Source organism: Sporosarcina beigongshangi (assembly GCF_033485195.1).
In the GTDB taxonomy this organism is placed as follows: Bacteria; Bacillota; Bacilli; order Bacillales_A; family Planococcaceae; genus Sporosarcina; species Sporosarcina beigongshangi.
On sequence record NZ_JAWLIR010000002.1, the window covers coordinates 98,656 to 123,070 of the forward strand.

Here is a 24,415-nt window from a genome sequence, read left to right on the forward strand (position 1 = left end):
GTGTATGTTCTACAAAATTAAATTACACTTACATGATATAGAAACACAAGCTGTCTACTTTACAACACTCAATCCTCATCCATCCGCAATACAGCCATAAACGCCTCTTGAGGTACTTCAACAGATCCAACTTGCTTCATACGTTTTTTACCTTCTTTTTGTTTATCAAGGAGTTTACGTTTACGCGAGATATCTCCGCCGTAACATTTGGCAAGAACGTTTTTACCCATAGACTTGATGGTTGAACGCGCGACAATTTTTTGGCCAATTGCTGCCTGAACAGGCACTTCGAATTGTTGTCTTGGGATTAGTTTTCTTAGTTTTTCAACGATGACTTTGCCTCGCTCATACGAGAAGTCTTTGTGAACGATGAAGCTAAATGCATCGACGTGCTCGCCATTTAACAGGATGTCCATTTTGACAAGTTTCGATCGTTTGTAGCCAATCAATTCATAGTCAAGTGAAGCATATCCTTTTGTGCCTGACTTCAATTGGTCAAAGAAATCATAGACGATTTCTGCGAGTGGAAGTTCGTAAATGATATTGACACGTGTTGAATCGAGATAATCCATCGTTAAAAAGTTACCACGTTTTTGTTGGCATAGTTCCATAACAGAACCTACGTAATCATTCGGCACCATAACAGATGCTTTGACATACGGTTCTTCAACATAATCAATTTTTTGTGCATCTGGCATCATCGCAGGGTTGTCCACCTTCAGCTCAGAGCCGTCAGTTAGCACAACGTTGTAAATAACACTTGGTGCAGTTGTAATCAGGTCGATATTGAATTCGCGTTCAATCCGTTCCTGGATAATTTCCATATGCAATAAACCTAAGAAACCACAACGATAACCAAAACCGAGTGCTTGTGAAGTCTCTGCTTCATATTCAAGAGCAGAGTCATTCAATTCTAATTTTTCAAGCGCATCGCGTAGGTCATTGTATTTCGATGTATCGATTGGATACAGTCCGCAGAATACCATTGGATTCATGCGGCGGTAACCAGCCAGTGGTTCGCTTGCCGGGTTTTTCACACTAGTAATCGTGTCCCCTACGCGTGTATCGCCAACATTCTTAATCGATGCAGATAGATACCCTACATCGCCGACAGTCAATTCATCGCGCGGCGAAATTTTCGGTGTAAAGACACCTGTTTCAAGCACTTCAAATTTTTTTCCAGTCGCCATCATATGAATCATATCGCCAGGTTTAACCGAGCCTTGCATAATGCGAATATTAACAATAACCCCTTTGTATGGGTCGTAGTGCGAGTCAAAAATTAGCGCTTGAAGTGGAGCATCTGGATCTCCTTGTGGCGCAGGCACTTTTTCAACAATTTGTTCTAAAATATCTTCAATCCCGATACCCGCTTTAGCAGAAGCTAGAACTGCTTCTGAAGCGTCGAGTCCGATGACATCTTCAATTTCCTGCTTGACACGTTCTGGATCAGCCGCTGGTAAATCGATTTTATTGATAACAGGTAAGATTTCAAGGTCGTTATCAAGTGCCAAGTAGACGTTTGCCAGTGTTTGTGCTTCAATTCCCTGTGCCGCATCGACGACAAGGATTGCACCTTCACAAGCAGCTAGACTGCGTGACACTTCATATGTAAAGTCGACGTGTCCTGGTGTATCGATCAGGTGAAATGTATATTCTTCCCCGTCTTTTGCCGTATACGTCAACTGCACAGCATTCAATTTAATGGTAATACCACGTTCACGTTCTAAGTCCATTGAGTCCAATGTTTGGGTTTTCATTTCCCGCGCTGTTAGTGTTTGTGTTTTTTCCAAAATGCGATCGGCCAACGTCGATTTACCGTGGTCGATATGGGCAATAATGGAGAAGTTCCGTATGTTTTTCTGACGTGCCAATTTCTGTTCATAATTCATCGTATTGTTCACTCCTATTTTAGCTATATGAATTATAGCAGTGAACGGCCCAGACTTCAATATTCAGCGCGTGCAGAATTTTCTATAACCGTTGCCGCCGCCTTGGCGATGACAGCAACGGAGCGATTGAGTTCCTCTTCCGTGTTTTCAATGCCTCCAAGTTCAATAACAAGCAGTGAGGGGTCAAGGTCCTGATTATACTTACCGTCAACCCCGGGTCCATGCTTCATGATAAGATCTCGTGTAATACCCGGTACGAGCAGCTCCATCTCTTTTTTCAACAATAATGCTTTCGCACGATTACGTTCAAAATTCGGATGCTCCATACCGATAACAAAGGCTACTTTTGCATATTCCTCTTCATTATGGACAATAGTCGTTCGATCCTTTTTTAGATCATCCCTATGAAGATCGATGATAAGATCATAGTTTTTTTTCTGGAGTTGTTTTTTCACATGTGGGCGAATAGACCTGTAAGCTCCTGTATGAGGCACATTCGTAAAGATAGCATCTGTTTCCACACCATTGAATTCGAGTTGTGTCTTTAACTTTTCACCAAACTTCGTAATATTTTCAGTTTGATGAGAAACGGCAATCACTCCATTTTTCGCCTGTGTAACGGGCTCATAAGCCTCATTTGAATGTGTGAAATACAGAAGTGCCTTCCCTGGATTCTTCGCTATTATATCCTCTTCAAGAATATTGGCTGCATAGACCATATACGTTGTGTCTTTTACAAGCTTTGACGTCTTAGCTGTTTGCCCACTTGGCAACAAATTGATAGCAACGGGAAACAGGAAGAGAACGAGTATTAGTGTGCCCCAAATTAGCGATGTCTTTTTCACTTGGCATCCCTCCGTCTCCAACTATATGCGTTGGAAAACGACCTCATACCTATTTTTTCAGATCAGACAACCAGGACGCTAACGAATCAGAAAGCGTATCTGCATAAATAGAAACCCATGCGTCAATCTCTTTTGGAGAAATGAACGTCCGCAACTCATGGTTCGTCAACACTTCCTCAAATAATTGAATACGATCTTCATGCGGCCATGAAGCCCAATCACCAAAAATCGGTAGCAAATTAGAACGGTCGGCATCCTTATTTTCAGTATGCAGCCATGGCGTTACGGATAGCCGTGATGAAGGACTGTCCTTTTCATTAATCTTAGAAGCAATATAACCAAACATCGTATCAATCGCATCTGCAATCAAAACAGGACCATCGACAACTGTTGGAATCCCAATTGCTATGACAGGTAATCCGAGCGTATCCTCCGATATTTCTTTTCGGCTATTCCCCACTCCTGAGCCGGGGTGAATACCTGTGTTCGTCAACTGAATAGTTCGACATAATCTTGAGCTATTACGGGCAGCTAGCGCATCAATGACGATGAGGACATCCGGTTTTATTTCCGTGGCAACCGCTTTAACAAAATCAGCTGTTTCAAGACCAGTCTGGATGGTCACACCGGGGGCATAGACAAAGACTTCACTGCCATCCTCCGAATAATAATCCGACACGATATTGCGCAGACGATCCATCGTCATCGGACCCACCGCATCGGGTGTTATATCCCGATTGCCGAGGCCAATGAAAAGAACCTTTCCTTTTTTTATTGTTGACAGATTTACAAGCATTTCTTCCAGCTTGTCAATTAGTACGCGTGATAAGTCTTTCATACCGTCATGGTCATCTGGCGTTAATGCAGGAACTGTCAACGTGATGTATGTTCCTTTTTTCTTGCCAATCCTTTTTTCTCCTTCTGCATCGACGGTTACAGACGTAACGACAACTCGTCCCAATCTCGATTCACCAAATGTCACACCATTTGCTTCTTCCAGCTTATTTTTTTCCGCCGCTGTCCTGTGTCGGACCATTTCTTCACTTTCATCTAGAAGATCTGTCCGAAAAAAATCATACTTTACCATCCAATCACCTCACATCCCAGTTTGTGCGATGTGTCAAGGAAATATTCTTTATGTTTTTTTATTGCAATCTAACTCGTGGTTTGTTAAAATAATGCTTGTTACGAAAGAGATATCCGAAACTTCGTGGAAACACTCTTGCCTTACCTGAAATTGGAGGTGAATGAATTGCCAAACATTAAATCTGCTATCAAACGCGTGAAACAAAGCGCTGCTGCAAACGAACAGAACTCACACACAAAGCACGCTATGCGTACTGCTGTCCGCAAAGCTGAAGCTGCTCTTGACGCTAAAACTGAAGATGCTACTGGTCTTCTAAAAGATGCTATCAAAAAAATGGACACTGCTGCACGTAAAGGCCTTATCCATAAAAACACTGCATCACGTCAAAAAGCACGTCTTACTAAAAAAGCACTTTAATAAAGATAAGACCTTCCTAAATTCAGGAAGGTCTTTTTTTCATGATTTACTATTTCCTCAAAGGCTCCATAAAAAACAATTCCAATAGCCGTTCCCTCTTACCACTTGTTGATTTCAATTTATAATCAATCGCCGCAAGCTTGTCCAAAATTAGCAACAGACGTCCTTCGCTCGGCAGACTACGGTTTTCCATCATTAATTTTACCCGATAAGGGTGGACACTTAACGTTTGGGCGATTTGGTTTTGTTGGTAGCCCTTTTTACGCAGTGACCCAACATGAATCATCAAGCGGATATGACTTGCCACTAACGAGGTCAACATGATTGGCTCTTCACCATTACGCAAGAGGTCATGGTAAATCGACACCGTATCCCCCACTCTTCCCGTAACATAAGCATCCGTCAATCGAAAAACATCCATCTCAGGCGTTCTTGGCACAAGTGATTCGATGACCTCTGCTGTAATATCGCCCTCTCCACTTAAATAAGTGGCCATTTTAGCAAGCTCCGCAGAAAGTGCCAGCAAACTATCCCCCGCCATTTGTACAAGCAGTTCCGCATTCTGTGGAGCGATACGCGCGCCGTACGTCCCCGCCTCCTGTTGAACCCATGTTAGCAGGTCATTACCTTGTAAACGTGACGCTTCGATGACTGTTGCATGTTCCTTCATTTTCTTCAAAATTCGTTTCCTGGCATCCAATTTCTCATAAGGTGCAACAAAGACAACGACTGCAGTCGGTGACGGATTGGCTAGCCACGCTTCAAGCAACTCCAAATTATGGGTCACTTTCTCCTTGCCTTTATCTTTTCCAGTTAAAAAAGAAGCATTACCTGCGATAATTAGTTTTTTTTCCTCAAGAAACGGTAACGTATCTGCTTCTTCAATAACCGTATCAATAGGTGTTTCCTCTAAATCAAATCGAATAACCGACGCATCATCAAGGTCAGGCAGTGCCTTCTTCAGACGTGCAATCGTCGAATCAAATATATGCTGCTCGAGTCCCGTTAGTAGATAGACCGAGTCGATTTGCCCTGCGGCTATTTTTTTCCATATTGCTGACGCCACATTCCTCACCTCTTCACCATTCATCTCTTTCGATTATACTACAACGCAAATCAACTGTATCAATTACGCCTCGGCGTAATTGTGTCCAAGTTTCGAATTGTGCTCGCAGGATGCGGGTATGCACTGAGGATGGATTGAACTACATCCTTCCTAGGTGCGACAGGACGTCGCGAACTGAGACTGCCTGCAATAAACTCCCCTTAAAATTCGTGACATCCGCTGATTAAGTTGAACAATTTGTGTCATTTGCAGTTGAACATGGACAAAAGTTTGATTGCTCTGGATTTTTTGTCCGCTATCATCTATACTATAATGGAATTAGGAGGTGTAGCAATGAACGAATTTGAACACGACGTACAGTCCAAACGTAATGATGCTATCGATTCAGGTATGGGCTTCATAGTAGCTTTTGTAGCTTTCTCAGTAATTTTTGCGGTTGCTACAATTATTGATCTCGTCGCACGTTAATAGGCTTTTAAAAAATGACCTTGCCGCTTCCACAATGGAGCAACGAGGTCATTTTTTCATGGCGCCATTGTCGAAATAAAATAATGCTCTTTTTTCACAGTTACAGTAATTGAACCTACTTCAGCCGTCGATAACATAGGTAGTCCATATGCGCGAAAAGTCTCGACAACTTCGGGATGCGGATGCCCGTAGCGATTATTTTTACCTACTGAAAAAACAGTCAATTCTGGTCTCACTGCGCCAATGAATGCTTCTGTACTAGACGTCCGACTGCCATGATGTCCGGCCTTAAGGATAAAGTTTGAAAAATCAGCTTGTCCAAACTGACGCAAAAATTGTTGTTCTCCTTCTTTCTCCATATCTCCTGTAAATAAAAATGATGGACCTATCGTCGTCATATACAAAACAAGTGAACTATCATTGCCTTTATACACATGATTTGCTGGTGCCACATAATGAAAAGAAGCCTGGCCCTCCTTCCACGAAACTCCCTTCTTCATCTGAAAAATTGGAATCTGCTGCTCCATTGCGAGACGCATTACTTCATCCATAGTCGACTCCTTGTTACTCCCCGGTGCAATATGAATTTCGCGTACGCGCATATCTGCAAGCACCTCGTCCGCTCCTTCAATATGATCAGTATCAGCATGTGTCAATAGCAGTTTGTCGATTTTCGTAATTCCTCGCCCCTTTAAATAAGGCACGACAATTTTCCTTCCTACTTCAAACGGCTTTGTCGGCGTTTTCCAATTCGACTCGCCAAACGTCACCGTACCTCCTGTGTCAATGACATAAACAGCACGACGATGCGGTAATTCAATAACAATACTATCCCCTTGCCCGACATCGAGGTAGGTCACCCGCAATGCTTTATCCGTGTAAGGAATGATTTGCATGGTAACCGCCGGAACGATGACCAATGGCAATGCCCGAAAAACAGAAGTTCCTCTTTCACAATAAATAAAAAAACACAGCACACCCGCTACAGCTATGGATGCCCACAAGGCATCCGGTTTGCCTGGTGTCCATAATTGATAGGGTAACGAAGAAAGCCAGCTCGTCACATCACCTACCTTTTCTCTCATAGGAACATAGAGCAGAAAGACTATATCCGCAAGCTTCGGAAACACTGAAGTCATTGCAAGCAACAGAATATTCGCTGGTAAAATAATGATCGAATACAAAGGAACATACACAAGGTTGACGACAAAAGATGATAAGCTCAGCTCATAAAAATGGAATAATAGCACGGGGTAAAGTGCTAGCTGACTAATAGAAGTAACATAAAACGATGTTGCCAGCGCCGTTTTGGCCCTTGCTAATAATGCTGATGAGTAAACGAGGGAGCAGGCCGCCAAATAAGACAATTGAAAACCAGGCTGAAACAATACAAAGGGTTGAAAGATAATAAAAACGATAGCACTTATTGCAAGTGCATCATCCAACCTGACTCTTAGTCGCCCAGATGCTGCCAAAAGGACGAGCAACGTCACTGACACCGCACGCCAAACAGAAGGGGCTCCACCTGCCATCACCGCGTAAAAAGGCAACAGGGCGATAAGGAGCATATCTACAGTTTCCTTCCTTACAGTTAGTCTGAGTAATACCCCGCGAAACAAAAAAGTAAGCAATCCAACGTGTAGCCCCGAGATAGCAAACAAATGTGTAATCCCAAGCGTCCGGTAATTTGCAGCTAGCTCATCATCCATACCGCTCCGATCGCCTATTAGCAGCGCCTCTGCCTCCACTTGAAGGGGTTTGGGGAACGTTGCTGCAATATGATTTTTCACTTTATTTCTTTGCGCAGAAAGTCGACTGGCAATGCCGAGCCTCTTTTCAACTCGAAGCATCGAGTCCGATTCAAAGACACCTGATGCCCCATACATCTTCATATACTTGCTCATATCAAAAGAATAATCATGTGACGGAATGGGGATTTCTTGAAAGGAACCTGTCATCGTAAACACCATAGAAGAAATAGGCGCCGCAAGAAAACGCATTTTTTCTTGTTCGTTTGAAAATGAATAAATGGCGTAAACCGTTTGACCAGTAGCCGTCTTAGCAAAGCCTTTCATTTTTCCACCGTCAATTTTCACATTTTCTGACCAAGTTAAGGAAAGCGTATCTTGCCCTTCTTCTACAATGACAGGAATTGTTGTTGTGAAATAAAAATAGGAAAGAAATGCAGCCGCAACTGCGAGGATAGGAGTGAGAAAATCTTCTTTTCTACACAAGAAGATGGGGAGTAGGAGTAGGTTACATAACAATAGATACACCGGACCGTATGCAGCGAATGCTGATACGGCAACCGGTATGGCAATATACATGAACTGCACACGCGAAATGATTAGCCGAATAAGTCATCAACCCTTTGCTGGTAAGGAATAAGCTCATCATCCTCAACTCCAAGCGCTTGCATTTTGTGCAACAGTTCGTTGAATAGCTCCAGCTTACTTTCGCTAGTAAAATCAACCTGCTTGTCCTCAAACGGAATATGCTGAACAGCCACTCCTGATTGAGCAAATAGTTTAATAGCATAGTCATTATTTCGATAATCTGTCGAATAAATCACTTGCCGAATACCTGCTTGGATAATCGCTTTCGAACACTGTAAACATGGAAAATGCGTGACATACAACGTCGAACCTGCAACAGGGATTCCATATTTAGAGCATTGTAACAATGCGTTCATCTCCGCGTGAATCGTTCGAATACAATGGTTATCCACAACATAGCAGCCATGATCAATACAATGGTCACCGCCCGAAATAGAGCCGTTATAGCCACCCGCCACAATTCGATTATCTCGTACAATTGTTGCTCCAACTGCAAGCCTCGTGCATGTGCTTCTCACTGCCAAAAGATGGCATTGTGCCATGAAAAACTGATCCCATGTAATTCGCTCCATATGATTGCCTCCACTTTTTTCATTTTATCAATTTCCAATACTACTTCAGTTCACCGTCACCAAAGGCGCCAACTTCTCGAATGTTTTTTGGCCAATACCCGAGACATCCATTAACGATTCGGGCATTTTAAACAGCCCTTGCTCTTCTCGATATTGAATAATCGCTGCCGCTTTCGATGGACCAATGCCCGGTATCGTCATCAACTGCTCTGCATCCGCGGTATTTATATTGATTTTTCCGTCATCTTGCGGCGCAACCGTTCCAATTAAAGGACTTGTCGCGTGATTGAGCGGTTCCTCACCTTCGACGGGTACATAAATGACTAATTCATCGACTACTTTCATCGCATGATTCAACAACCGAGAATCAGCATTTGGTAAATAACCACCCGCTGCGCGGATTGCGTCAATTACACGATCTTCTTGCTGCATTGAATAGACACCAGGATACAAAACGGCACCTTTTACATCAACAATGATAACTACTGGAACAACGGCCTCAATTGTTTCAATTTCTTCCTCGCTAGGTTGCTCTATTAATTCAGGGAATGGGTTTTGTTCGCTCATGACAAACGAATTGTTGTCAGCCTGTCCTTTGGGGAGGAACAGTAAAGCGGAAATGACAGCGATGGCTGCAATTGGGGTTATGATTTTACGCCATTTACTAGATACAAACGAAAGAAACAGTGCGTTCACCCTTTCTTCAGAAGCATCCATATGGAGTCCACTCCAGTATATTGGAATGAACTCCATAAATCAATGCTCCACAGGCTTATTTACGCACTTGAAAAAATATTCGTTCACTTTCTTCATGCGGTGGCTCTTCTTCCCAATCTGCAAAAATGCGCTCAACTGAAAAACCAGCTTCCATAAGCATGTCCACATACTCATGTACTTCAAATGTTCGTTGGCTATGTACTTCATCAAAACGGCTATACAAACCATTCGCTTTTTGAACAAAAAAAGCGAGTTCGGAATCAACAGAGTGAGGATGGTCTCCCTCTTCCGTTTCCCATATGTATGCAATTCGACCATCATCAAACGTAAAAGGACCTTCCATGAAGATCACATCTGTTTTAAACGTAGAATGGACGTCAAATACCAATGCCCCACCTACAGAAAGAGATGCATAAATATGTTGAAACGTTGCTTGTACATCTGTTTGGCAGGCCAAATAGTTGAGTGAATCTATTGCAATAACAGCTAAATCAAATCCTTCGAAGCCACTTAACTGTTGCATCGGTTGTTGGATAAATTGAACGGGCAAGGAAAGTGCCTTTGCCCGTTCCTCTGCTACTGCAAGCATATCGGCAGAAAGGTCAATTCCTGTGACTTGGGCACCTTGCTTCGCAAGTTTCATGGATAATAATCCCGTTCCACATCCGATATCCAGCACTCGTTTACCCGCAATTCCCCCCATAGCTTCGTCAAGTAGGTCAACGTATGCATCATAGGGAATGTCCGTCATGAGCTCATCATAGACAGTGGCAAATTCAATATAGGACTGAGTCATTTTCCTTCAGCCATATCAAGCAACGGAGCATCTCCCCAAAGCTTTTCAAGGTTGTAGTAACCACGCTCATCGCGATGGAATACATGAACCACAACGTCGCCAAGATCGACGAGCACCCATCTTGCTAGGTCCATTCCTTCAATTCTTTTGACTATATAACCATTTTCTGACGCCTTATCGGCTACTTCTTTTGCTATAGCTTGGACTTGTCGTTCTGAGTTGGCATGGCAGATGATGAATTGGTCCGCAATAAGCGATACCCCTTCCATGTTTAAAACGACGATGTCTTCCCCTTTTTTATCTTCTACTGCTTGATAGGCTGTTGCTAGTAATGTAGTTGTCATTATGTCACTGTTCCCTTCTTCTTTTGTCTAGTCTCCAGCGCCTAGCTCACTGTGGAAAAGATGAAAGATCCATAAGCCAAAAGGCGGCTTTTGGTTCTTTCCCTATTTCCTTCGCGAGCTGTTCGAGGCGCTTCCGCTTTTCTTAATATGTTCGTTGTAACAGTCAATCGAGTCCGGAAAGACCGGAACTTTTTTACTCACCAGAAACTGCACGGTTTGGTAAATACAAGCCTCCATTGCTGTATCAAGACTTTCTTCAGCATGTTGTCGTAAAACTTCCACTCCCGGAAAACTACGACCTGGTTCAATCATATCGGCTACATATATCAGTTTTTCAAGCATTGACATACCCGCGCGTCCCGTCGTATGAAAACGAATGGCATTCAAAACATCCTCATCTACTACAGCAAATTCGTCGCGCGCTATCATCGCACCGACTGGCGCATGCCATAATTCGTGGTGGAATGAAAAAAGTCGAGCATCCTCATGTCCTCGCTCGAGGGCGAGGTGTAAATCAGCCTTGTCCATACATTTGGCAATGTCATGAAACAATGCTGCCTGCTCTGCTTGGTTAATCGAAATATGATACTTTTTCGCAAGTAACTTTGCCGTTTCTGCAACACGCAAAACGTGTTCATAACGCTCATTTGACAGTCGCTGTCGGAGTTCTTTTTTCAGATGATCAACAGCCATATAAGCCCTCCTCACGGATAAACGCCTCGACTATTGATGGGATTAACAATTGAACGGTTCCATTATCGGCAAAACGTTGCCGAATTAACGTCGACGACAAATCAATCTGTGGAATAGTTATTGTCATAATCGGAAAATTTGTTTCACCAATTGTGCCAGGTCGCCCAACACCAACAAATTTAACAAGTCTGACGAGCTCATCAATCCGATGCCATTCTGGCAACAGATCAATCATATCACCACCGATAATAAAGTGAAAATCGGTCTCTGGTTCAAGATCCGTCAACTGCTTCATCGTATCATACGTATAAGAAACCCCGCCCCGTTCCACTTCGAACGAAGAAACAAGCAAGCCATCTATACCTGCCACAGCAAGTTCTGCCATGTGAAGCCGTTGCTTAGCAGTAGCATCACCAGGCGCCTCCTTATGAGGTGGAGCCGCAGTCGGTATTAATCGAACCTCATCAAGACCAAGTGCATGCTTCACTTCGTTTGCAATAAGCAAATGACCAATATGAGGCGGGTTGAACGTACCTCCTAGTATGCCAACTTTTTTCATAGCGTCCTCCTTACGGCAGTTCGATACGTTTTTTCTCTTTCGATTCTTTATATAATACAATAATGCTACCAATCACTTGCACAACTTCAATGCCGACTTGTTCATCAAGCAAAGCAGCAATCTCATTTTTATCTTGCTCACAATTTTGTAAAATCGTTACTTTGATTAATTCTTTTGCTTCTAACGCCTCATCAATTTGGTCAATAACTGATTGAGTTAGACCGCTTTTACCTATATGAACGAGCGGTTGTAAATGATTTGCATTGCTCCGTAAAAATCTTTTTTGTTTACCTGTTAACATGTGTTAGCCTCCAAGAATTGTTGTTATTTTTTTAATCATTTGTTCAGTATTCGGTTGGACTCCTGTCCATGTTTCAAATGCAAGCGCACCTTGGTGAACAAACATGCCAACACCGTTCATCGTTTGAGCACCTTTTTTACGAGCCTCTGCAAGAAATTCTGTCTCAAGCGGGTTATAGATAATATCAGCAACGACAGCCCCATTTACTACATTTTTCGGATTTAGTGGCATACCTGGTTGCGCAAAATTCATGCCGACAGTTGTTGTCTGAACGATCAGTCCAAATTCAGCCAGCGAAGACTCTGCCTCTCCGATAGATAGCACAGCGGAATTCGATAAGCCCGCTGCCAATTGTTCGGCCTTTTCCACTGTTCGATTCGTAAATGAAATCGGTCCATACCCCATGCTGTGAAGCGCATAAGCGATACCGCGAGCTGCTCCGCCGGCACCAATCATCAGGACCTTCTTTCCCTTACACTGTGTACCATATGCTTCTTCCAGTGAGCGAACAAAACCAAGCCCATCTGTATTAGAGCCCACTAGCGAACCGTCAGGTAAAACTTGCACTGTATTGACGGCGTCCATCAGTTTAGCAGACGGTTCCAGCTCATTTAAAAATGGGATAATGGCACTTTTATGCGGTACAGTCGCATTCCAACCACTACAGCCGAGGCGCTTCAAGCCGACGATTACTTGTTCAAACTCTTGTGTTGTTACATGTATTGGGACATACGTAGCGTCGATATCATTGTCAGCAAACCAAGCATCGTGCATGGCGGGAGACATCGACTGAGCAACTGGGTCCCCAATAACGGCGTACCATTTCTTCATTGTATGTCCCCCTTAGATTAAGGATGGGCGCAGTACGACGTCAACACCACGTGGTGCATGGACGGCGACAACAACGCCCGGATGCTGAATAGTCACCCAGCCAAGCCCCGAAATGACCAAATCCATTTTTCCTTTTTTAACGGAAAATTCATGTCGTACTAACGGTGGTAGCTTCTCTAATGATTCACCAGATGGCGGCGATAATAGCTCACCTAAATGCTCTTTATACAACGCATCTGCATTGGCTAACTTCGTCCGATGAATGGGTAAATGATTGGACACGTGAATCGAAAAGGAAGAGCGATCTCCTGCTATAAAATCAAAACGGGCAAGTCCACCGATATATAGCGTCTGTTCCGGATTCAATTGGAATACTTTCGGTTTAATTTCTTTTTTAGGCGTGATTGCTTTCAAATCTTCCGCATCCAAATAATGGGCAATCTGATGATCATTAATAATGCCTGGCGTATCGTAAATTGCCTTTCCATCATCGAGTGGGATTTCAACTAGATCCAGTGTTGTTCCTGGGAAATGAGAAGTTGTAATAACTTCACCGATGCCCGTTGCACTCTTAATAATCCGATTAATGAACGTTGATTTCCCGACATTCGTACAGCCTACCACATAGACATCTTTGCCATGACGATGCGTATCGATTGCTGTTAGCGCCTCTTCCATCCCTTTTCCTGTGTGAGCAGAAACGAGTAAGACGTCAATCGGTTTCAAGCCAAGCTTCGCTGCCTCTGTCTTCATCCAGTTAGTCAAACGATTTGGATTCAATGACTTCGGTAAAATATCTGCTTTATTGCCGATTAATAATATATCTTTTTTACCAACAAAACGGTGCAATCCGTTGATCCAGCTACCATTAAAATCAAAGATATCAACGACTTTAACAACTAGACCATCTTTTTGGCCAATACCATTCAAGATTTTTAGAAAGTCATCACCTGACAATGTAACCGGCTGTAACTCATTATAATTACGAAGTCGGAAACATCTTTTGCAAATAACATCCTCTTTTTCCAACGATGCCGGGGGAGCATACCCTTCTAATTTCGGATTGTCGGTCTGAATCGTAATTCCGCAACCAATACATTTAATTTCTTCCAAACTTATTCCTCCCACTTTAACAAGCCTTTACGCTTCAAATTAGCCATAATTCTTCTTTCCATCATCCTGTTAAACTTTGTAAAAAAGCCGTCAGAGCTAGCAACTGGTATAACGAGGATTGTATGTAACCCTGCCCTGTTACCACCTAAAATATCAGTCATCATCTGATCACCAATGAAAACCGCCTGCTCTTTCTGAATCGCTAATGTTTCCAATGCTTTATGAAAAGACTTTCGCAATGGTTTACGAGCTTCACAGATGAATGGTATACCTAGCGGATCACAAAATGCTTTGACCCGTGCATTATTGTTATTTGAAACAATCATCACTTGAATGCCAACCTCTTTCATAGATGCCAACCACTCAATGATTTCAGCGGTCGCCCCTGGTCGGTCCCATTCGACAAGCGTATTGTCTAGATCCGTAATAATGCCTTTAACGCCCCTGGCCACTAGTTTTTCAGGTCGTATTTGAAAAACATTTTTGACATATTCATCCGGTAAAAAATTTGTATACACATGATCCACTCCGATATCGTACTGTTTCTGAAATGATTATAACATAATCGCCTGCATTACACGTATTGTCGAACAAAAGCATAGGGCATTCAGTGTCTATCCGTAAAATGCGGACATCCTGTATCGCCTGTCCGACTAAAAAATCGGTGATATGGCAGGACCCGAGCGCATATGCTGTCATACAACGACACAGGAGGTGGCCCGATGAGCGGGTTTGTCATGGCAATTGTTCAGCTGTGGCTCGAAATTCCTGCAGTGATCGGCTATATTCGGGGGCAGGCTTTTCAGCGTCCCCTTTCGAAGGAAGAAGAAGCGGCATGTCTACAGCGCCTCGCTGAAGGCGATGAAGACGCTAGAGACGAACTGATTGAACGCAATATGCGCCTCGTTGCCCACATCGTAAAAAAATTCCATCCAAAACACGAGTTACTTGATGATTATATCTCCATTGGAACCATTGGACTCATGAAAGCTGTCAACAGCTTCACACCAGACCGAAAAACAAAACTAGCTACGTATGCTGCCCGCTGTATTGAAAATGAAATACTCATGTATTTGCGCACGCAGAAAAAAGTTCAAAAGGACGTTTCCCTCTTCGATCCAATCGGCATGGATAAAGACGGTCAATCACTGCAAATTGCAGATTTGCTTCAAACAGATGATGAAACCCCAGTTGAAGCAGTAGAATACAAAGAACGGAAAGAACGTTTGTATCGCCATCTTGGAAAGCTAGATGGTCGAGAGCTCGAAATCATTCAAAGGCGCTACGGTTTGCTCGATGACCAACCGATGACACAAAAAGAAATTGCAGAACAGCTCGATATATCCAGAAGCTATGTTTCGCGCATCGAGAAACGCGCAATCGTTAAATTGTATCAGTTATTTAAGCATGAATATAATGAATAGGTAAAGAGGCGTTTCCATGCGGGGGTGATCCCAGCATAGGAAACGCCTCTTCTTTACGTCATTACGCCATAGCGCAATTAATTACTCAGTCGGCACGAACCTCGCGGCCAATAACTACCGCAATGACTGTTGACGCGATAAATACACCTACCATTAGAAATAACATGCGAAATCCCTCCTTGATTCAAAACTAAATAACTACGCTTATTCCTATCTTACCACGAAATGATCATAGTTTCGAGATAGCCTTTAAAACAATATCGGTTGAATGACGAGCAGCAATTGGCAGAAACTCATCAAAGCTAATAGATGATTCTTTTCCTGCGATATCAGATAGCGCACGAATGACAACAAACGGTGTACCAAACTGGTGACAAACCTGTGCAACAGCCGCCGCTTCCATCTCCGCAGCAATCATCGTTGGAAATTGCCCCCGCACCTTGTCAACATGCTCCGCGTTACTCATGAACGTATCACCAGAAGCAATCAATCCTGTCGCATGTGGATATTTTCCAATCTCCTCAACAGCTGCACGCGCTACCTCAATTAGTTTTTCGTCTGAACGGTACTCCGCTGGCTGCCCTGGTACTTGACCAGGTTCATAGCCGAAAGCAGTAACATCGACATCATGATGACGAACTCCATCAGATATCACGACAGTCCCCACTTCAAGCGTTTCTAGAAATCCGCCTGCTGACCCTGTATTCAATACAATATCTGGCTTAAAATTATTTAATAGCAATGTTGTAGCCATTGCCGCATTTACTTTGCCAATGCCACTTTTCACGAGAATTACCGTATGCTCGCCAATTTGACCTTCAATCAGTTCACAGCCTGCCACAGTTGTTGCCTGCCCCGCACTAATCTCTTCTCGTAATAATTCTACTTCTTCTTCCATTGCACCGATCACTGCGATTTTCAAACCATAACCTCCGATCATTTTCTTAGCCTTTAATGCTTAATAATCAAAATCCAATGTTTTCAATACATCCATCTTGACAGGTTTCCAGCCTTTACCGTCCACCCACTCTAAATAGACACGATATTTTTCGGCTTTATCCTTGGTTGACACAATCCCCACAGATTTCTGAGGTCCTCCGCCATTTTTAATCATCCAAAAAATCATGGAGTCTTGGGATAATCCAGTCGCATACGCAAGTGCCTGTTGCTTTTCTACCCAGTCAACGGACGCCTTGTCATACTGCGATGCATGCTCACCTGTCTGGATTGTACCGATAGGTTGCCAGGCTGCATTAATAATGGTCTCCTCAATAATTTCATCATCTGATGTAACGTAAGTTACGGAGCCTCCCGTGCTTGCACCGTCGTCCTTCTCATTTTCCTCAGGATCGGGCTCTGCACTTGCTTCTGGCTGTTTAGTAGTCGATTCAGACGCGCTATCCTCTTCTACCGGTTCATCCGTGACTTCGTCTTCTTCTTTAGATGTATTCTCATCCTCAGGAATTGGACTTGTCGCTTCATCAGACGGGTTGTCAACACCATCCGTTGTAATCAATTCATCGTTACTCACTTTTTCATCATCATTACCACCAATAAATATTATCGCAGCCACAATGATAATGAGTAAGACAACGACTCCAATCAATATGTTCAACATCATACTTGAACCTCTTCGATTTCTGTTACGCCCCGCTCTTGAAAAATCAGGCTCCCTTTTAGTCATGCCCCTCCATCCTCCCTATCCATGTTGTTGGCAATTACGATATAAACGATTCTAAGGTAAATTGGTAGTCCTTGCAAATGTTAAAAACCACCCTCAATTATGAAGGTGGTTATTGAGCACTCATTTTATTTTAAGAATGACAACCAACATTTCTCCACCAGGAGTTGTAATTTTCACTTCATCATCTTTACGACGGCCAATCAAAGCTTTGGCAATCGGTGAATCGTTTGAAATAAGACCTTCAATTGGATTCGCCTCAGCAGAACCAACGATAGTGTATGTTTCTTCATCGCCATTAGGTAGCTCTTTAAATGTAACCGTTTTCCCGAGTCGTACTTCATCAGTGTTCAATTCGTCTTCAGTGATAATAACTGAATTTCGTATCATTGATTCTAACGTTGAAATTTTACCCTCTAGAAAACCTTGATCTTCTTTAGCCGAATCGTATTCCGAGTTCTCCGAAAGGTCACCGTAACTACGTGCAATTTTAATACGCTCAACGATTTCCTTACGTTTAACCGTTTTCAAAAATTCAAGCTCTTCTTCTAATTTTTGCTTACCTGCTACAGTCATTGGAAACTTCTTTTCTGTAATCATTTCACAACACTCCTCATATTCCTCTTCATAAAAATACTATGCCACTCCTGTAATAGGTATGCGACATAGTGTTCATCTGTATAGAATTCTGTCATCATCATATTACAGTTTCGTTCCAGATTCAAGAATTGTTTTTATTTTTGTAACCATTAAGTCAATTGCAACTTCATTATGCCCGCCTTCCGGGATGATAATATCTGCATATCTCTTCGTTGGTTCTATGAATTGGTTATGCATTGGACGAACGACGGACAAATACTGATCGATGACCGATTCGATTGTGCGACCGCGCTCGTTAATATCTCGCATAATGCGGCGAATAATGCGTAAATCTGCATCAGTATCAACGAATAACTTAATATCCATCAACTCACGTAAACGCATATCCTCCAATACTAAAATCCCCTCAAGAATGATGACATCCTGCGGCTCGATGTGTACCGTTTCATCAGATCGTGTGTGTAAGGAATAATTATAAACTGGTTTTTCTATCGACTTCCGATTAAGTAGCACTTCTACATGACTTATTAACAAATCAGTGTCAAACGCCAGCGGGTGGTCATAATTCGTTTCAAGTCGTTCTTCAAACGCTAGGTGAGACTGGTCCTTATAATAATAATCTTGTTCGATGACTACGACAGAATGCTCTTTAAATACGTCATAGATCGAATGTGTAACGCTTGTTTTCCCGGATCCCGAACCACCGGCGATGCCGATGACGAGAGGTTTTCTGGATTTCATGCCTAACTTCCCCTTACATCAAATGTTTAGCTATTGTTCTTTTTTACTGCGATTAATAGCCCGTCTCCCACAGCCAGCAAAGAGGATTCATAATCCGGATGAGCCATAATCCATGCAGTAAATTCTTTTAGGTTCCGAATCATTGTTCGATTACGCCTCGGAATTTCGTGCTCGTCATACAATATCGCACCATGCATGAACATATTATCGCAATAAATAACGCCACCCACCGCAATTGTCGGTGCATATTTTTCAAAAAAGCGCTTGTATTGTCCTTTGGCAGCATCTATGAACAATGCGTCGAAAGTTTGCTGAAAGATAATCGGTTCTTCTGTTAGTAACGCATCTGCTTCAATAATTGTAATCCGTTCTTCTAGTCCACTGCGCGAAATATAGTCGACCGCTTTCAAATATCTTTCCTTGTCGCGTTCAACGGTCACAATTGAAGCTTCAGGCAGTGCCTCCGCGATGCGAATAGCGGAATAGCCAATGGCACTACCTAGTTCAAGAATACGTCGAGGCTTTTGCAAACGTAATAGGCTAATAAATAACGCCATACCGTCTCGATCCATAATTGGCACATGATGTGTCGCCGCATAGTGTTCCATTTCAACGACAAAAGGGCCTTGCTGCTTGTTAAAATTGGCTACATATGCCGCGTACTTCGTCATGCTATTCCTCTCAATCTCCGGATAAATATAAATCCCGGTTTTTCAAATGTTCTTCGTATGAATCAGTAAAATGATTTGTACCTTCCTTATCCGCCAGGAAAAATAAATAATCCGTTTGCGAAGGATCGATAACCGCCTCAAGTGATGACTTCCCTGCTCCTGCAATTGGTCCGGGTGGCAGGCCTTTATTAACATACGTATTGTACGGATCTTGTACTTCTAAATCTTCATAGAGCACGCGATCCTTATGCTTCCCTAATGCATACAGAACAGTTGGATCCGTCTGTAGTGGCATATCAATCTTCAAGCGATTATAAAATACGCTCGCAATCGTTTCTCGATCCGATTTTGCTGTCGCCTCTTCCTCCAATAAGGAAGCAAATGTCAGCAGCCAGTGGACTGATTTCTCTTCATTCTGTAAATAATCTAGGTAAGGAGTAATGTTTGTGGCAGTAGCCTGTATCATTGTATCAACAACCGTTGCGACAGTTGGTTTTTCTTCGTAGAAAGGATAGGTCGCTGGGAATAAATACCCCTCAAGAGGATATTTAATATTTTCCGCTTTGATATCCTCCGTTAAAATGGTCGAATATTTTCCCATCAGCATATTAATTGTCGTTTCATCATTGACGTAATCTAGAAATTCTTTCTCCGAAATCCCAGTCCGCTTTTCAACAACTGCCGCAATTTGCTGTAAAGTTAACCCTTCCGGTACCGTCATTGTAAATACAGGCTCCCGATATACTCTGCCTGTCTTTAAGCTTTCAATCAATTCATCCAACGTCATTGCCTTCGTCAAATCATACGTACCTGCTTGAAATTGTGACTCATTATTGAATTTTGCATAATACTTAAAGATTCGTGCATCCTTAATAATGCCGTTTTCAGCCAATTTAGCAGAAATCGTGTCCAAACCTGAACCAATCGGAATTTCCACCACAATAACTTCCTCAGAATCTGGATCAACCGGCTGCAATGCACCTGTTATGTATTTATAAACAGAACGTCCACCAATCAGTCCGACAATGAGTACCAAGAGTGTAATGACAAGTACAATTCGTCTAACGATTTTTACTTCTTTCTTCTTCTCACGCATTCGTTCGAGCATAACATCTTTTTTCGAACCATTATCCATACGCAATCCACCTCTTTCAATCGGAGCAACGATCATCAGCCCCTTATCAATTGACCCCATACAAAAACGGAACGGTCTGCACCGTCCCGTCCGTGCACTTATGGATTATTCTTCGTCTTCGTCCTCTTCTGCTAGGAACGTATTCAGCATTTCTTCAATCATTTCCCATTCTGCGTCATCTTCGATTGGCATCAATTCGCCATCTTCATTGTCTTCAGAAGGGATGAAAGAAGATGCATGAATTTCAACTTCTTCATCGTCATCAGTATCATCTTCTCCTAAAATATGATAAAGCACGTATGATTTACCAAACTCTTCGGAATCAAATGTGAAAATAACCTCACATACATGTTCAACTCCATTTTCGTCCACAATCGTCATTGTTTCTTGTCCGTGTTCCATTCCAATCACCTCTTCAATTTTTTGAATCAAGATACCCTTGTAGGATCATGATTGCTGCCATTTTATCAATAACAGTCTTTCTTTTTTTACGACTCACATCAGCATCTATTAATACACGCTCTGCAGCCATCGTCGTCAGTCGCTCGTCCCATAATATAGCGGGAAAACCAAAAGTTTCTGTTAGCAGACTTGCATAGTTCTCAGATGCTTCTCCTCTTGGTCCAACTGTGTTATTCATATTTTTAGGGTAGCCTACTACAAATCCAGTTACATCGTATTCTTTAACGAGCTCTTGGATTCTTTCCATGCCAAACTGGCCGGCACTTTCATCGATCTTTATCGTTTCAATGCCCTGGGCTGTCCACCCAAGAGCATCACTGATCGCAACGCCGACCGTTTTGGTCCCTACATCCAATCCCATTGTCCTCAATCCGGTTTTCCTCCGTTTTCACGGATATAAAACTTAACAAGTTCTTCTAAAATCTCGTCTCGTTCCAATTTCCGAATTAAATTACGTGCTTCCTCATGACGTGGTATATACGCTGGATCGCCCGATAGAAGATAGCCAACAATCTGGTTGATTGGATTATATCCCTTATCATCTAGTGCCTTGTGCACATGGAGCATGACCTGCTTTACTTCCTGCTCCATCGACTCTTCGGGAAAGCTGAATTTCATCGTCTTATCGTATGAATCCATGATCGACACCCCGCTTTCAGATCATCCGTTTACGAATCGGATAGTATTCAAGTTTTCATTATACCCGATTTGCTTCTCCTCATCAACGACACTGAGGACTTAAACCGATTTGACATAATCATACACGGATTGGAGCGCTTCATCAAGTTTTGATGCGTCTTTCGCTCCAGCCATCGCCATATCTGGACGACCGCCACCCTTACCATCACATTGCGTTGCAACATGATTGACGATTTGACCCGCATGATAGTTCCCTGCCTTCAAATCATCCGTCACTCCTGCCACCAGCATTACTTTCCCATCAACTGCGGCACCGAGGACGATGACTGCTTTCGATTGCTTTTGTTTCATCTCATCCATCATTTGACGCAACCCATTATTATCTTTCACATCGACACGTGCAGAGATAACCGAGACATCACCAATTTGCTGCGCTGCTGCTAATACGTCTGAAAGTTGACTGTTCCCTAGCTTCGCGGAAAGTGACTCATTGTCACGCTGTAGCTCTTTCATATCTGCAAGTACTGCACCAATTTTTGTCACCAGGTCTTTAGGATTTGATTTCACCAGACTTGCTGCACTGACAAGTACCGCTTCCTCTTCTTTAAATGAACGATACGCCTGCTGCCCTGTCAACGCTTCAATACGGCGTGTGCCCGCTCCGATTCCGCCCTCGGACACTAATTTGAACAAACCGATTACTGACGTAGATGCAACATGACAGCCCCCACATAGCTCAAGCGAATAATCGCCTACCGACACTACCCGAACGACGTCTCCGTATTTTTCTCCGAAGAGTGCCATTGCACCCATTTCTTTCGCTTCTGCAATTGGTTTTTGTGCAATATTCACCGTAATATCCTGCCAGATTTTCTCGTTGACAATCTGTTCAATTGTCTCCAATTCTTCTTTCGTCACTTGACCAAAATGTGAAAAGTCAAAACGCAGTCGATCTGGACCAACATAAGAACCTGCCTGATTGACATGCTCACCTAACACTTCTTTCAAAGCTTTATGAAGCAAATGCGTCGCCGTGTGATTGCGTATCGTCAATTTTCTTGCTTCTTGATCGACTTCGGCGTGAACAGTTGCCCCTGTTAACAATTCACCCGAACGAATCGTTGCCGTGTGCAGGTTCTGACCGTTTGGTGCTTTTTGAACATCCTTGACGTCTGCAACGAATGTATCGCCACTAATTGTTCCTTTGTCCGCTACTTGTCCACCGCTTTCTGCATAGAACGGCGTACAATCTAAGATAAACTGGATCTCATCGCCTTCAGATGCACGATCTACTAAAGCACCATTTTGTAGCAATGAAACGACTGTCGCTTGGCACTCAAGCGTGTCATAGCCGATAAATTCACTTGTCTGATGAATTTCTCCAAGTACACCTGACTGAACATGCATGGAATCGACATCTTGACGGGCTGCACGCGCACGTTTGCGCTGGTTGTCCATTTCCGCATCGAAGCCAATACGATCCACTGTAACGTTTGCTTCTTCAGCGAACTCCTCTGTTAATTCAAACGGGAAGCCATATGTGTCATAGAGACGGAAAGCATCTGCCCCTGCAATAACAGCAGTACCGGACGATTTCGCCTTGTCGATAACTCCAGTCAAAATTGCTAATCCTTCATTCAATGTTTCATGGAAACGCTCTTCCTCATTTTTAATGACTTTCATGATGAAGACCTGCTTTTCATCTACTTCTGGATAGAAGTCTTTCATCACTTCACCAACAACTGGGACAAGGTCATACATGAATGGCTTGTGAATGCCTAGTTGTTTAGCAAAACGAACGGCTCTGCGCAGTAATCTTCTTAGGACATAACCACGACCTTCATTGGATGGCAATGCTCCGTCTCCGATAGCAAAAGCAACTGTGCGAATATGGTCAGCAATCACTTTGAACGCTGTATCTTGTTCCTCGTTGTCGCCATATTTTCCGCCAGAAACTTGTTCCGTCGCCCGAATAATCGGCTGGAAAATATCAATGTCGAAATTTGTTGGAACGTTTTGGATAACGGATGCCATACGCTCGAGTCCCATGCCCGTATCAATATTCTTTTTCGGTAGTGGTGTGTATGTGTTGTCTGGATTATGGTTGAATTCAGAGAACACTAAGTTCCAAATTTCGAGATAACGTTCGTTTTCCCCGCCCGGATACAATTCAGGGTCAGAAAAATCATCACCGTATGTTGGCCCTCGGTCATAGAAAATTTCAGAGTTTGGACCACTTGGCCCCTCTCCAATATCCCAGAAGTTCCCTTCTAAACGAATAATTCGATGCTCTGAAATTCCAACTTTATCGCGCCATATCGCGTATGCCTCTTCGTCCTCCGGGTGAATCGTAATCGATAGTAATTCCGGATCAAAGCCAATCCACTTGTCATCAGTGAGAAATTCCCATGCGTGAAGAATGGCTTGTTCTTTGAAATAATCACCAATAGAAAAGTTGCCAAGCATTTCAAAGAACGTATGGTGACGCGCCGTTTTACCGACATTTTCAATATCGTTTGTACGGATTGATTTTTGCGCATTGACGATACGTGGATTTGCTGGCACAACACGTCCATCAAAATACTTTTTCAGTGTTGCGACACCACTGTTAATCCATAGCAGTGATGCGTCGTCAATCGGGACGAGGGGCGCTGATGGTTCGATGCTGTGACCTTGTTCTTTGAAGTATTCTAGGAACAGTGTACGAATTTGTGATGTTGTTAGATTTTTCATGATGATTCCTCCTTATGATTTGAAAAGATGCATGGAAGGCGGCTTAAGTGCGCGACTTCCTGTCGCAATAGCCGCACACCCGCATCCTGCGGGCGCGTAAACATAAAAAAATCCCCGCCCCTAAAACAAGGGACGAAGATGTTAGTCTCGCGGTACCACCCTAATTACCGAATGAATTGCATTCGGCATCTCTGGTTGCCTTAACGCGGCGGACGGCAGGGATGAGCTGCACTCAGGAGTAGCTTTTCGACATGCTGTTTCGAAAGCCCTTTCAGCCAAGGGGCTTCTTGCT

General features: G+C 43.1%; 28 protein-coding genes and 1 other annotated feature (1 of these 29 cut by a window edge). Of the genes, 3 read left to right on the plus strand and 25 right to left on the minus strand.

The window, feature by feature from the left end; translation table 11 throughout:
- Positions 1 to 68 precede the first annotated feature (68 nt).
- From lepA to gpr, 3 genes are read right to left on the minus strand one after another with little or no spacing between them, the layout of a single operon-like run.
- Positions 69 to 1,892, minus strand: a complete 1,824-nt coding sequence (gene lepA, locus R2B77_RS01030) for a translation elongation factor 4 (protein ID WP_203246860.1) — start codon at positions 1,890 to 1,892, stop codon at positions 69 to 71.
- A 56-nt stretch (positions 1,893 to 1,948) separates the two neighbouring features.
- Positions 1,949 to 2,737 carry a stage II sporulation protein P gene (gene spoIIP / locus R2B77_RS01035; protein WP_203246859.1) on the minus strand — a complete coding sequence of 263 codons (789 nt, stop codon included), beginning with the start codon at positions 2,735 to 2,737 and terminating at the stop codon, positions 1,949 to 1,951.
- 49 nt (positions 2,738 to 2,786) lie between these two features.
- Entirely contained in the window at positions 2,787 to 3,824 is a 1,038-nt protein-coding gene (gene gpr, locus R2B77_RS01040; RefSeq protein WP_203246858.1) for a GPR endopeptidase, read from the minus strand.
- Between the two features lie 165 nt (positions 3,825 to 3,989).
- Here gpr and rpsT point away from each other — a divergent pair, with 165 nt between their 5' ends.
- The gene (gene rpsT, locus R2B77_RS01045; RefSeq protein ID WP_203246857.1) at positions 3,990 to 4,241 is read left to right on the plus strand and encodes a 30S ribosomal protein S20; all 252 of its coding nucleotides are present in this window, start codon (positions 3,990 to 3,992) and stop codon (positions 4,239 to 4,241) included.
- Between the two features lie 49 nt (positions 4,242 to 4,290).
- Here rpsT and holA read toward each other — a convergent pair whose 3' ends face one another.
- Positions 4,291 to 5,307, minus strand: coding sequence for a DNA polymerase III subunit delta (gene holA, locus R2B77_RS01050; protein ID WP_203246856.1), 1,017 nt, complete (start codon positions 5,305 to 5,307; stop codon positions 4,291 to 4,293).
- Positions 5,308 to 5,640: 333 nt separating this feature from the next.
- On the opposite strand from holA, the gene R2B77_RS01055 reads away from it, so the two are divergent.
- Positions 5,641 to 5,775 carry a YqzM family protein gene (locus tag R2B77_RS01055; RefSeq protein ID WP_203246855.1) on the plus strand — a complete coding sequence of 45 codons (135 nt, stop codon included), beginning with the start codon at positions 5,641 to 5,643 and terminating at the stop codon, positions 5,773 to 5,775.
- A 56-nt stretch (positions 5,776 to 5,831) separates the two neighbouring features.
- On the opposite strand, the gene R2B77_RS01060 is transcribed toward R2B77_RS01055, so the two are convergent.
- From R2B77_RS01060 to R2B77_RS01110, 11 genes are all read right to left on the minus strand, one after another.
- Entirely contained in the window at positions 5,832 to 8,102 is a 2,271-nt protein-coding gene (locus R2B77_RS01060) for a DNA internalization-related competence protein ComEC/Rec2 (protein WP_203246854.1), read from the minus strand.
- 20 nt (positions 8,103 to 8,122) lie between these two features.
- Positions 8,123 to 8,683 carry a ComE operon protein 2 gene (locus R2B77_RS01065; protein WP_203246853.1) on the minus strand — a complete coding sequence of 187 codons (561 nt, stop codon included), beginning with the start codon at positions 8,681 to 8,683 and terminating at the stop codon, positions 8,123 to 8,125.
- A gap of 45 nt (positions 8,684 to 8,728) precedes the next feature.
- The gene (locus tag R2B77_RS01070) at positions 8,729 to 9,436 is read right to left on the minus strand and encodes a helix-hairpin-helix domain-containing protein (RefSeq protein WP_232843431.1); all 708 of its coding nucleotides are present in this window, start codon (positions 9,434 to 9,436) and stop codon (positions 8,729 to 8,731) included.
- 19 nt (positions 9,437 to 9,455) lie between these two features.
- Positions 9,456 to 10,196 carry a class I SAM-dependent DNA methyltransferase gene (locus tag R2B77_RS01075; RefSeq protein WP_203246851.1) on the minus strand — a complete coding sequence of 247 codons (741 nt, stop codon included), beginning with the start codon at positions 10,194 to 10,196 and terminating at the stop codon, positions 9,456 to 9,458.
- Entirely contained in the window at positions 10,193 to 10,540 is a 348-nt protein-coding gene (gene rsfS / locus R2B77_RS01080; RefSeq protein WP_203246850.1) for a ribosome silencing factor, read from the minus strand. Before rsfS ends, R2B77_RS01075 begins: the two co-directional genes overlap by 4 nt.
- 102 nt (positions 10,541 to 10,642) lie before the next feature.
- A complete protein-coding gene (gene yqeK, locus R2B77_RS01085; protein WP_203246849.1) occupies positions 10,643 to 11,233 on the minus strand; it encodes a bis(5'-nucleosyl)-tetraphosphatase (symmetrical) YqeK in 591 nt (196 codons plus the stop codon).
- Entirely contained in the window at positions 11,223 to 11,792 is a 570-nt protein-coding gene (locus R2B77_RS01090; protein WP_203246848.1) for a nicotinate-nucleotide adenylyltransferase, read from the minus strand. Before R2B77_RS01090 ends, yqeK begins: the two co-directional genes overlap by 11 nt.
- A gap of 10 nt (positions 11,793 to 11,802) precedes the next feature.
- A complete protein-coding gene (gene yhbY / locus R2B77_RS01095) occupies positions 11,803 to 12,093 on the minus strand; it encodes a ribosome assembly RNA-binding protein YhbY (RefSeq protein ID WP_203246847.1) in 291 nt (96 codons plus the stop codon).
- A gap of 3 nt (positions 12,094 to 12,096) precedes the next feature.
- The gene (gene aroE / locus R2B77_RS01100; protein WP_203246846.1) at positions 12,097 to 12,924 is read right to left on the minus strand and encodes a shikimate dehydrogenase; all 828 of its coding nucleotides are present in this window, start codon (positions 12,922 to 12,924) and stop codon (positions 12,097 to 12,099) included.
- Positions 12,925 to 12,936: 12 nt separating this feature from the next.
- Positions 12,937 to 14,037, minus strand: coding sequence for a ribosome biogenesis GTPase YqeH (gene yqeH / locus R2B77_RS01105; RefSeq protein WP_203246845.1), 1,101 nt, complete (start codon positions 14,035 to 14,037; stop codon positions 12,937 to 12,939).
- Between the two features lie 2 nt (positions 14,038 to 14,039).
- Positions 14,040 to 14,555 (minus strand): YqeG family HAD IIIA-type phosphatase, encoded by a 516-nt coding sequence (locus tag R2B77_RS01110; RefSeq protein ID WP_203246844.1) that lies wholly within the window; start codon positions 14,553 to 14,555, stop codon positions 14,040 to 14,042.
- A gap of 204 nt (positions 14,556 to 14,759) precedes the next feature.
- Here R2B77_RS01110 and sigK point away from each other — a divergent pair, with 204 nt between their 5' ends.
- Positions 14,760 to 15,461 carry an RNA polymerase sporulation sigma factor SigK gene (gene sigK / locus R2B77_RS01115; RefSeq protein ID WP_212391257.1) on the plus strand — a complete coding sequence of 234 codons (702 nt, stop codon included), beginning with the start codon at positions 14,760 to 14,762 and terminating at the stop codon, positions 15,459 to 15,461.
- Positions 15,462 to 15,690: 229 nt separating this feature from the next.
- Here the strand turns inward: sigK and mtnN are convergent, their stop codons facing one another.
- The 10 genes from mtnN to alaS all read right to left on the minus strand — a co-directional run bounded on the left by mtnN (position 15,691) and on the right by alaS (position 24,123).
- On the minus strand, positions 15,691 to 16,383 hold the full coding sequence (gene mtnN / locus R2B77_RS01120; protein ID WP_203246843.1) for a 5'-methylthioadenosine/S-adenosylhomocysteine nucleosidase: 693 nt from the start codon (positions 16,381 to 16,383) through the stop codon (positions 15,691 to 15,693).
- 36 nt (positions 16,384 to 16,419) lie between these two features.
- Entirely contained in the window at positions 16,420 to 17,145 is a 726-nt protein-coding gene (locus R2B77_RS01125; protein ID WP_203246842.1) for a YrrS family protein, read from the minus strand.
- Between the two features lie 120 nt (positions 17,146 to 17,265).
- Positions 17,266 to 17,742 (minus strand): transcription elongation factor GreA, encoded by a 477-nt coding sequence (gene greA / locus R2B77_RS01130; protein WP_203246841.1) that lies wholly within the window; start codon positions 17,740 to 17,742, stop codon positions 17,266 to 17,268.
- A 102-nt stretch (positions 17,743 to 17,844) separates the two neighbouring features.
- A complete protein-coding gene (gene udk, locus R2B77_RS01135; protein WP_203246840.1) occupies positions 17,845 to 18,483 on the minus strand; it encodes a uridine kinase in 639 nt (212 codons plus the stop codon).
- A gap of 26 nt (positions 18,484 to 18,509) precedes the next feature.
- Complete coding sequence (locus R2B77_RS01140; RefSeq protein ID WP_203246839.1) at positions 18,510 to 19,154, minus strand: O-methyltransferase; 645 nt, start codon at positions 19,152 to 19,154, stop codon at positions 18,510 to 18,512.
- 10 nt (positions 19,155 to 19,164) lie between these two features.
- Positions 19,165 to 20,289: an endolytic transglycosylase MltG gene (gene mltG, locus R2B77_RS01145; RefSeq protein WP_203246838.1), complete on the minus strand. Its 1,125-nt coding sequence runs from the start codon at positions 20,287 to 20,289 to the stop codon at positions 19,165 to 19,167.
- A gap of 105 nt (positions 20,290 to 20,394) precedes the next feature.
- The gene (locus R2B77_RS01150) at positions 20,395 to 20,691 is read right to left on the minus strand and encodes a DUF1292 domain-containing protein (protein WP_203246837.1); all 297 of its coding nucleotides are present in this window, start codon (positions 20,689 to 20,691) and stop codon (positions 20,395 to 20,397) included.
- 13 nt (positions 20,692 to 20,704) lie between these two features.
- On the minus strand, positions 20,705 to 21,121 hold the full coding sequence (gene ruvX, locus R2B77_RS01155) for a Holliday junction resolvase RuvX (protein WP_203246836.1): 417 nt from the start codon (positions 21,119 to 21,121) through the stop codon (positions 20,705 to 20,707).
- Complete coding sequence (locus R2B77_RS01160) at positions 21,118 to 21,390, minus strand: IreB family regulatory phosphoprotein (protein WP_203246835.1); 273 nt, start codon at positions 21,388 to 21,390, stop codon at positions 21,118 to 21,120. The genes ruvX and R2B77_RS01160 overlap by 4 nt, the downstream gene beginning before the upstream one ends.
- 99 nt (positions 21,391 to 21,489) lie before the next feature.
- On the minus strand, positions 21,490 to 24,123 hold the full coding sequence (alaS, locus tag R2B77_RS01165; protein WP_203246834.1) for an alanine--tRNA ligase: 2,634 nt from the start codon (positions 24,121 to 24,123) through the stop codon (positions 21,490 to 21,492).
- A gap of 125 nt (positions 24,124 to 24,248) precedes the next feature.
- Positions 24,249 to 24,415: a binding site (T-box leader), on the minus strand (it continues 41 nt past the right edge of the window).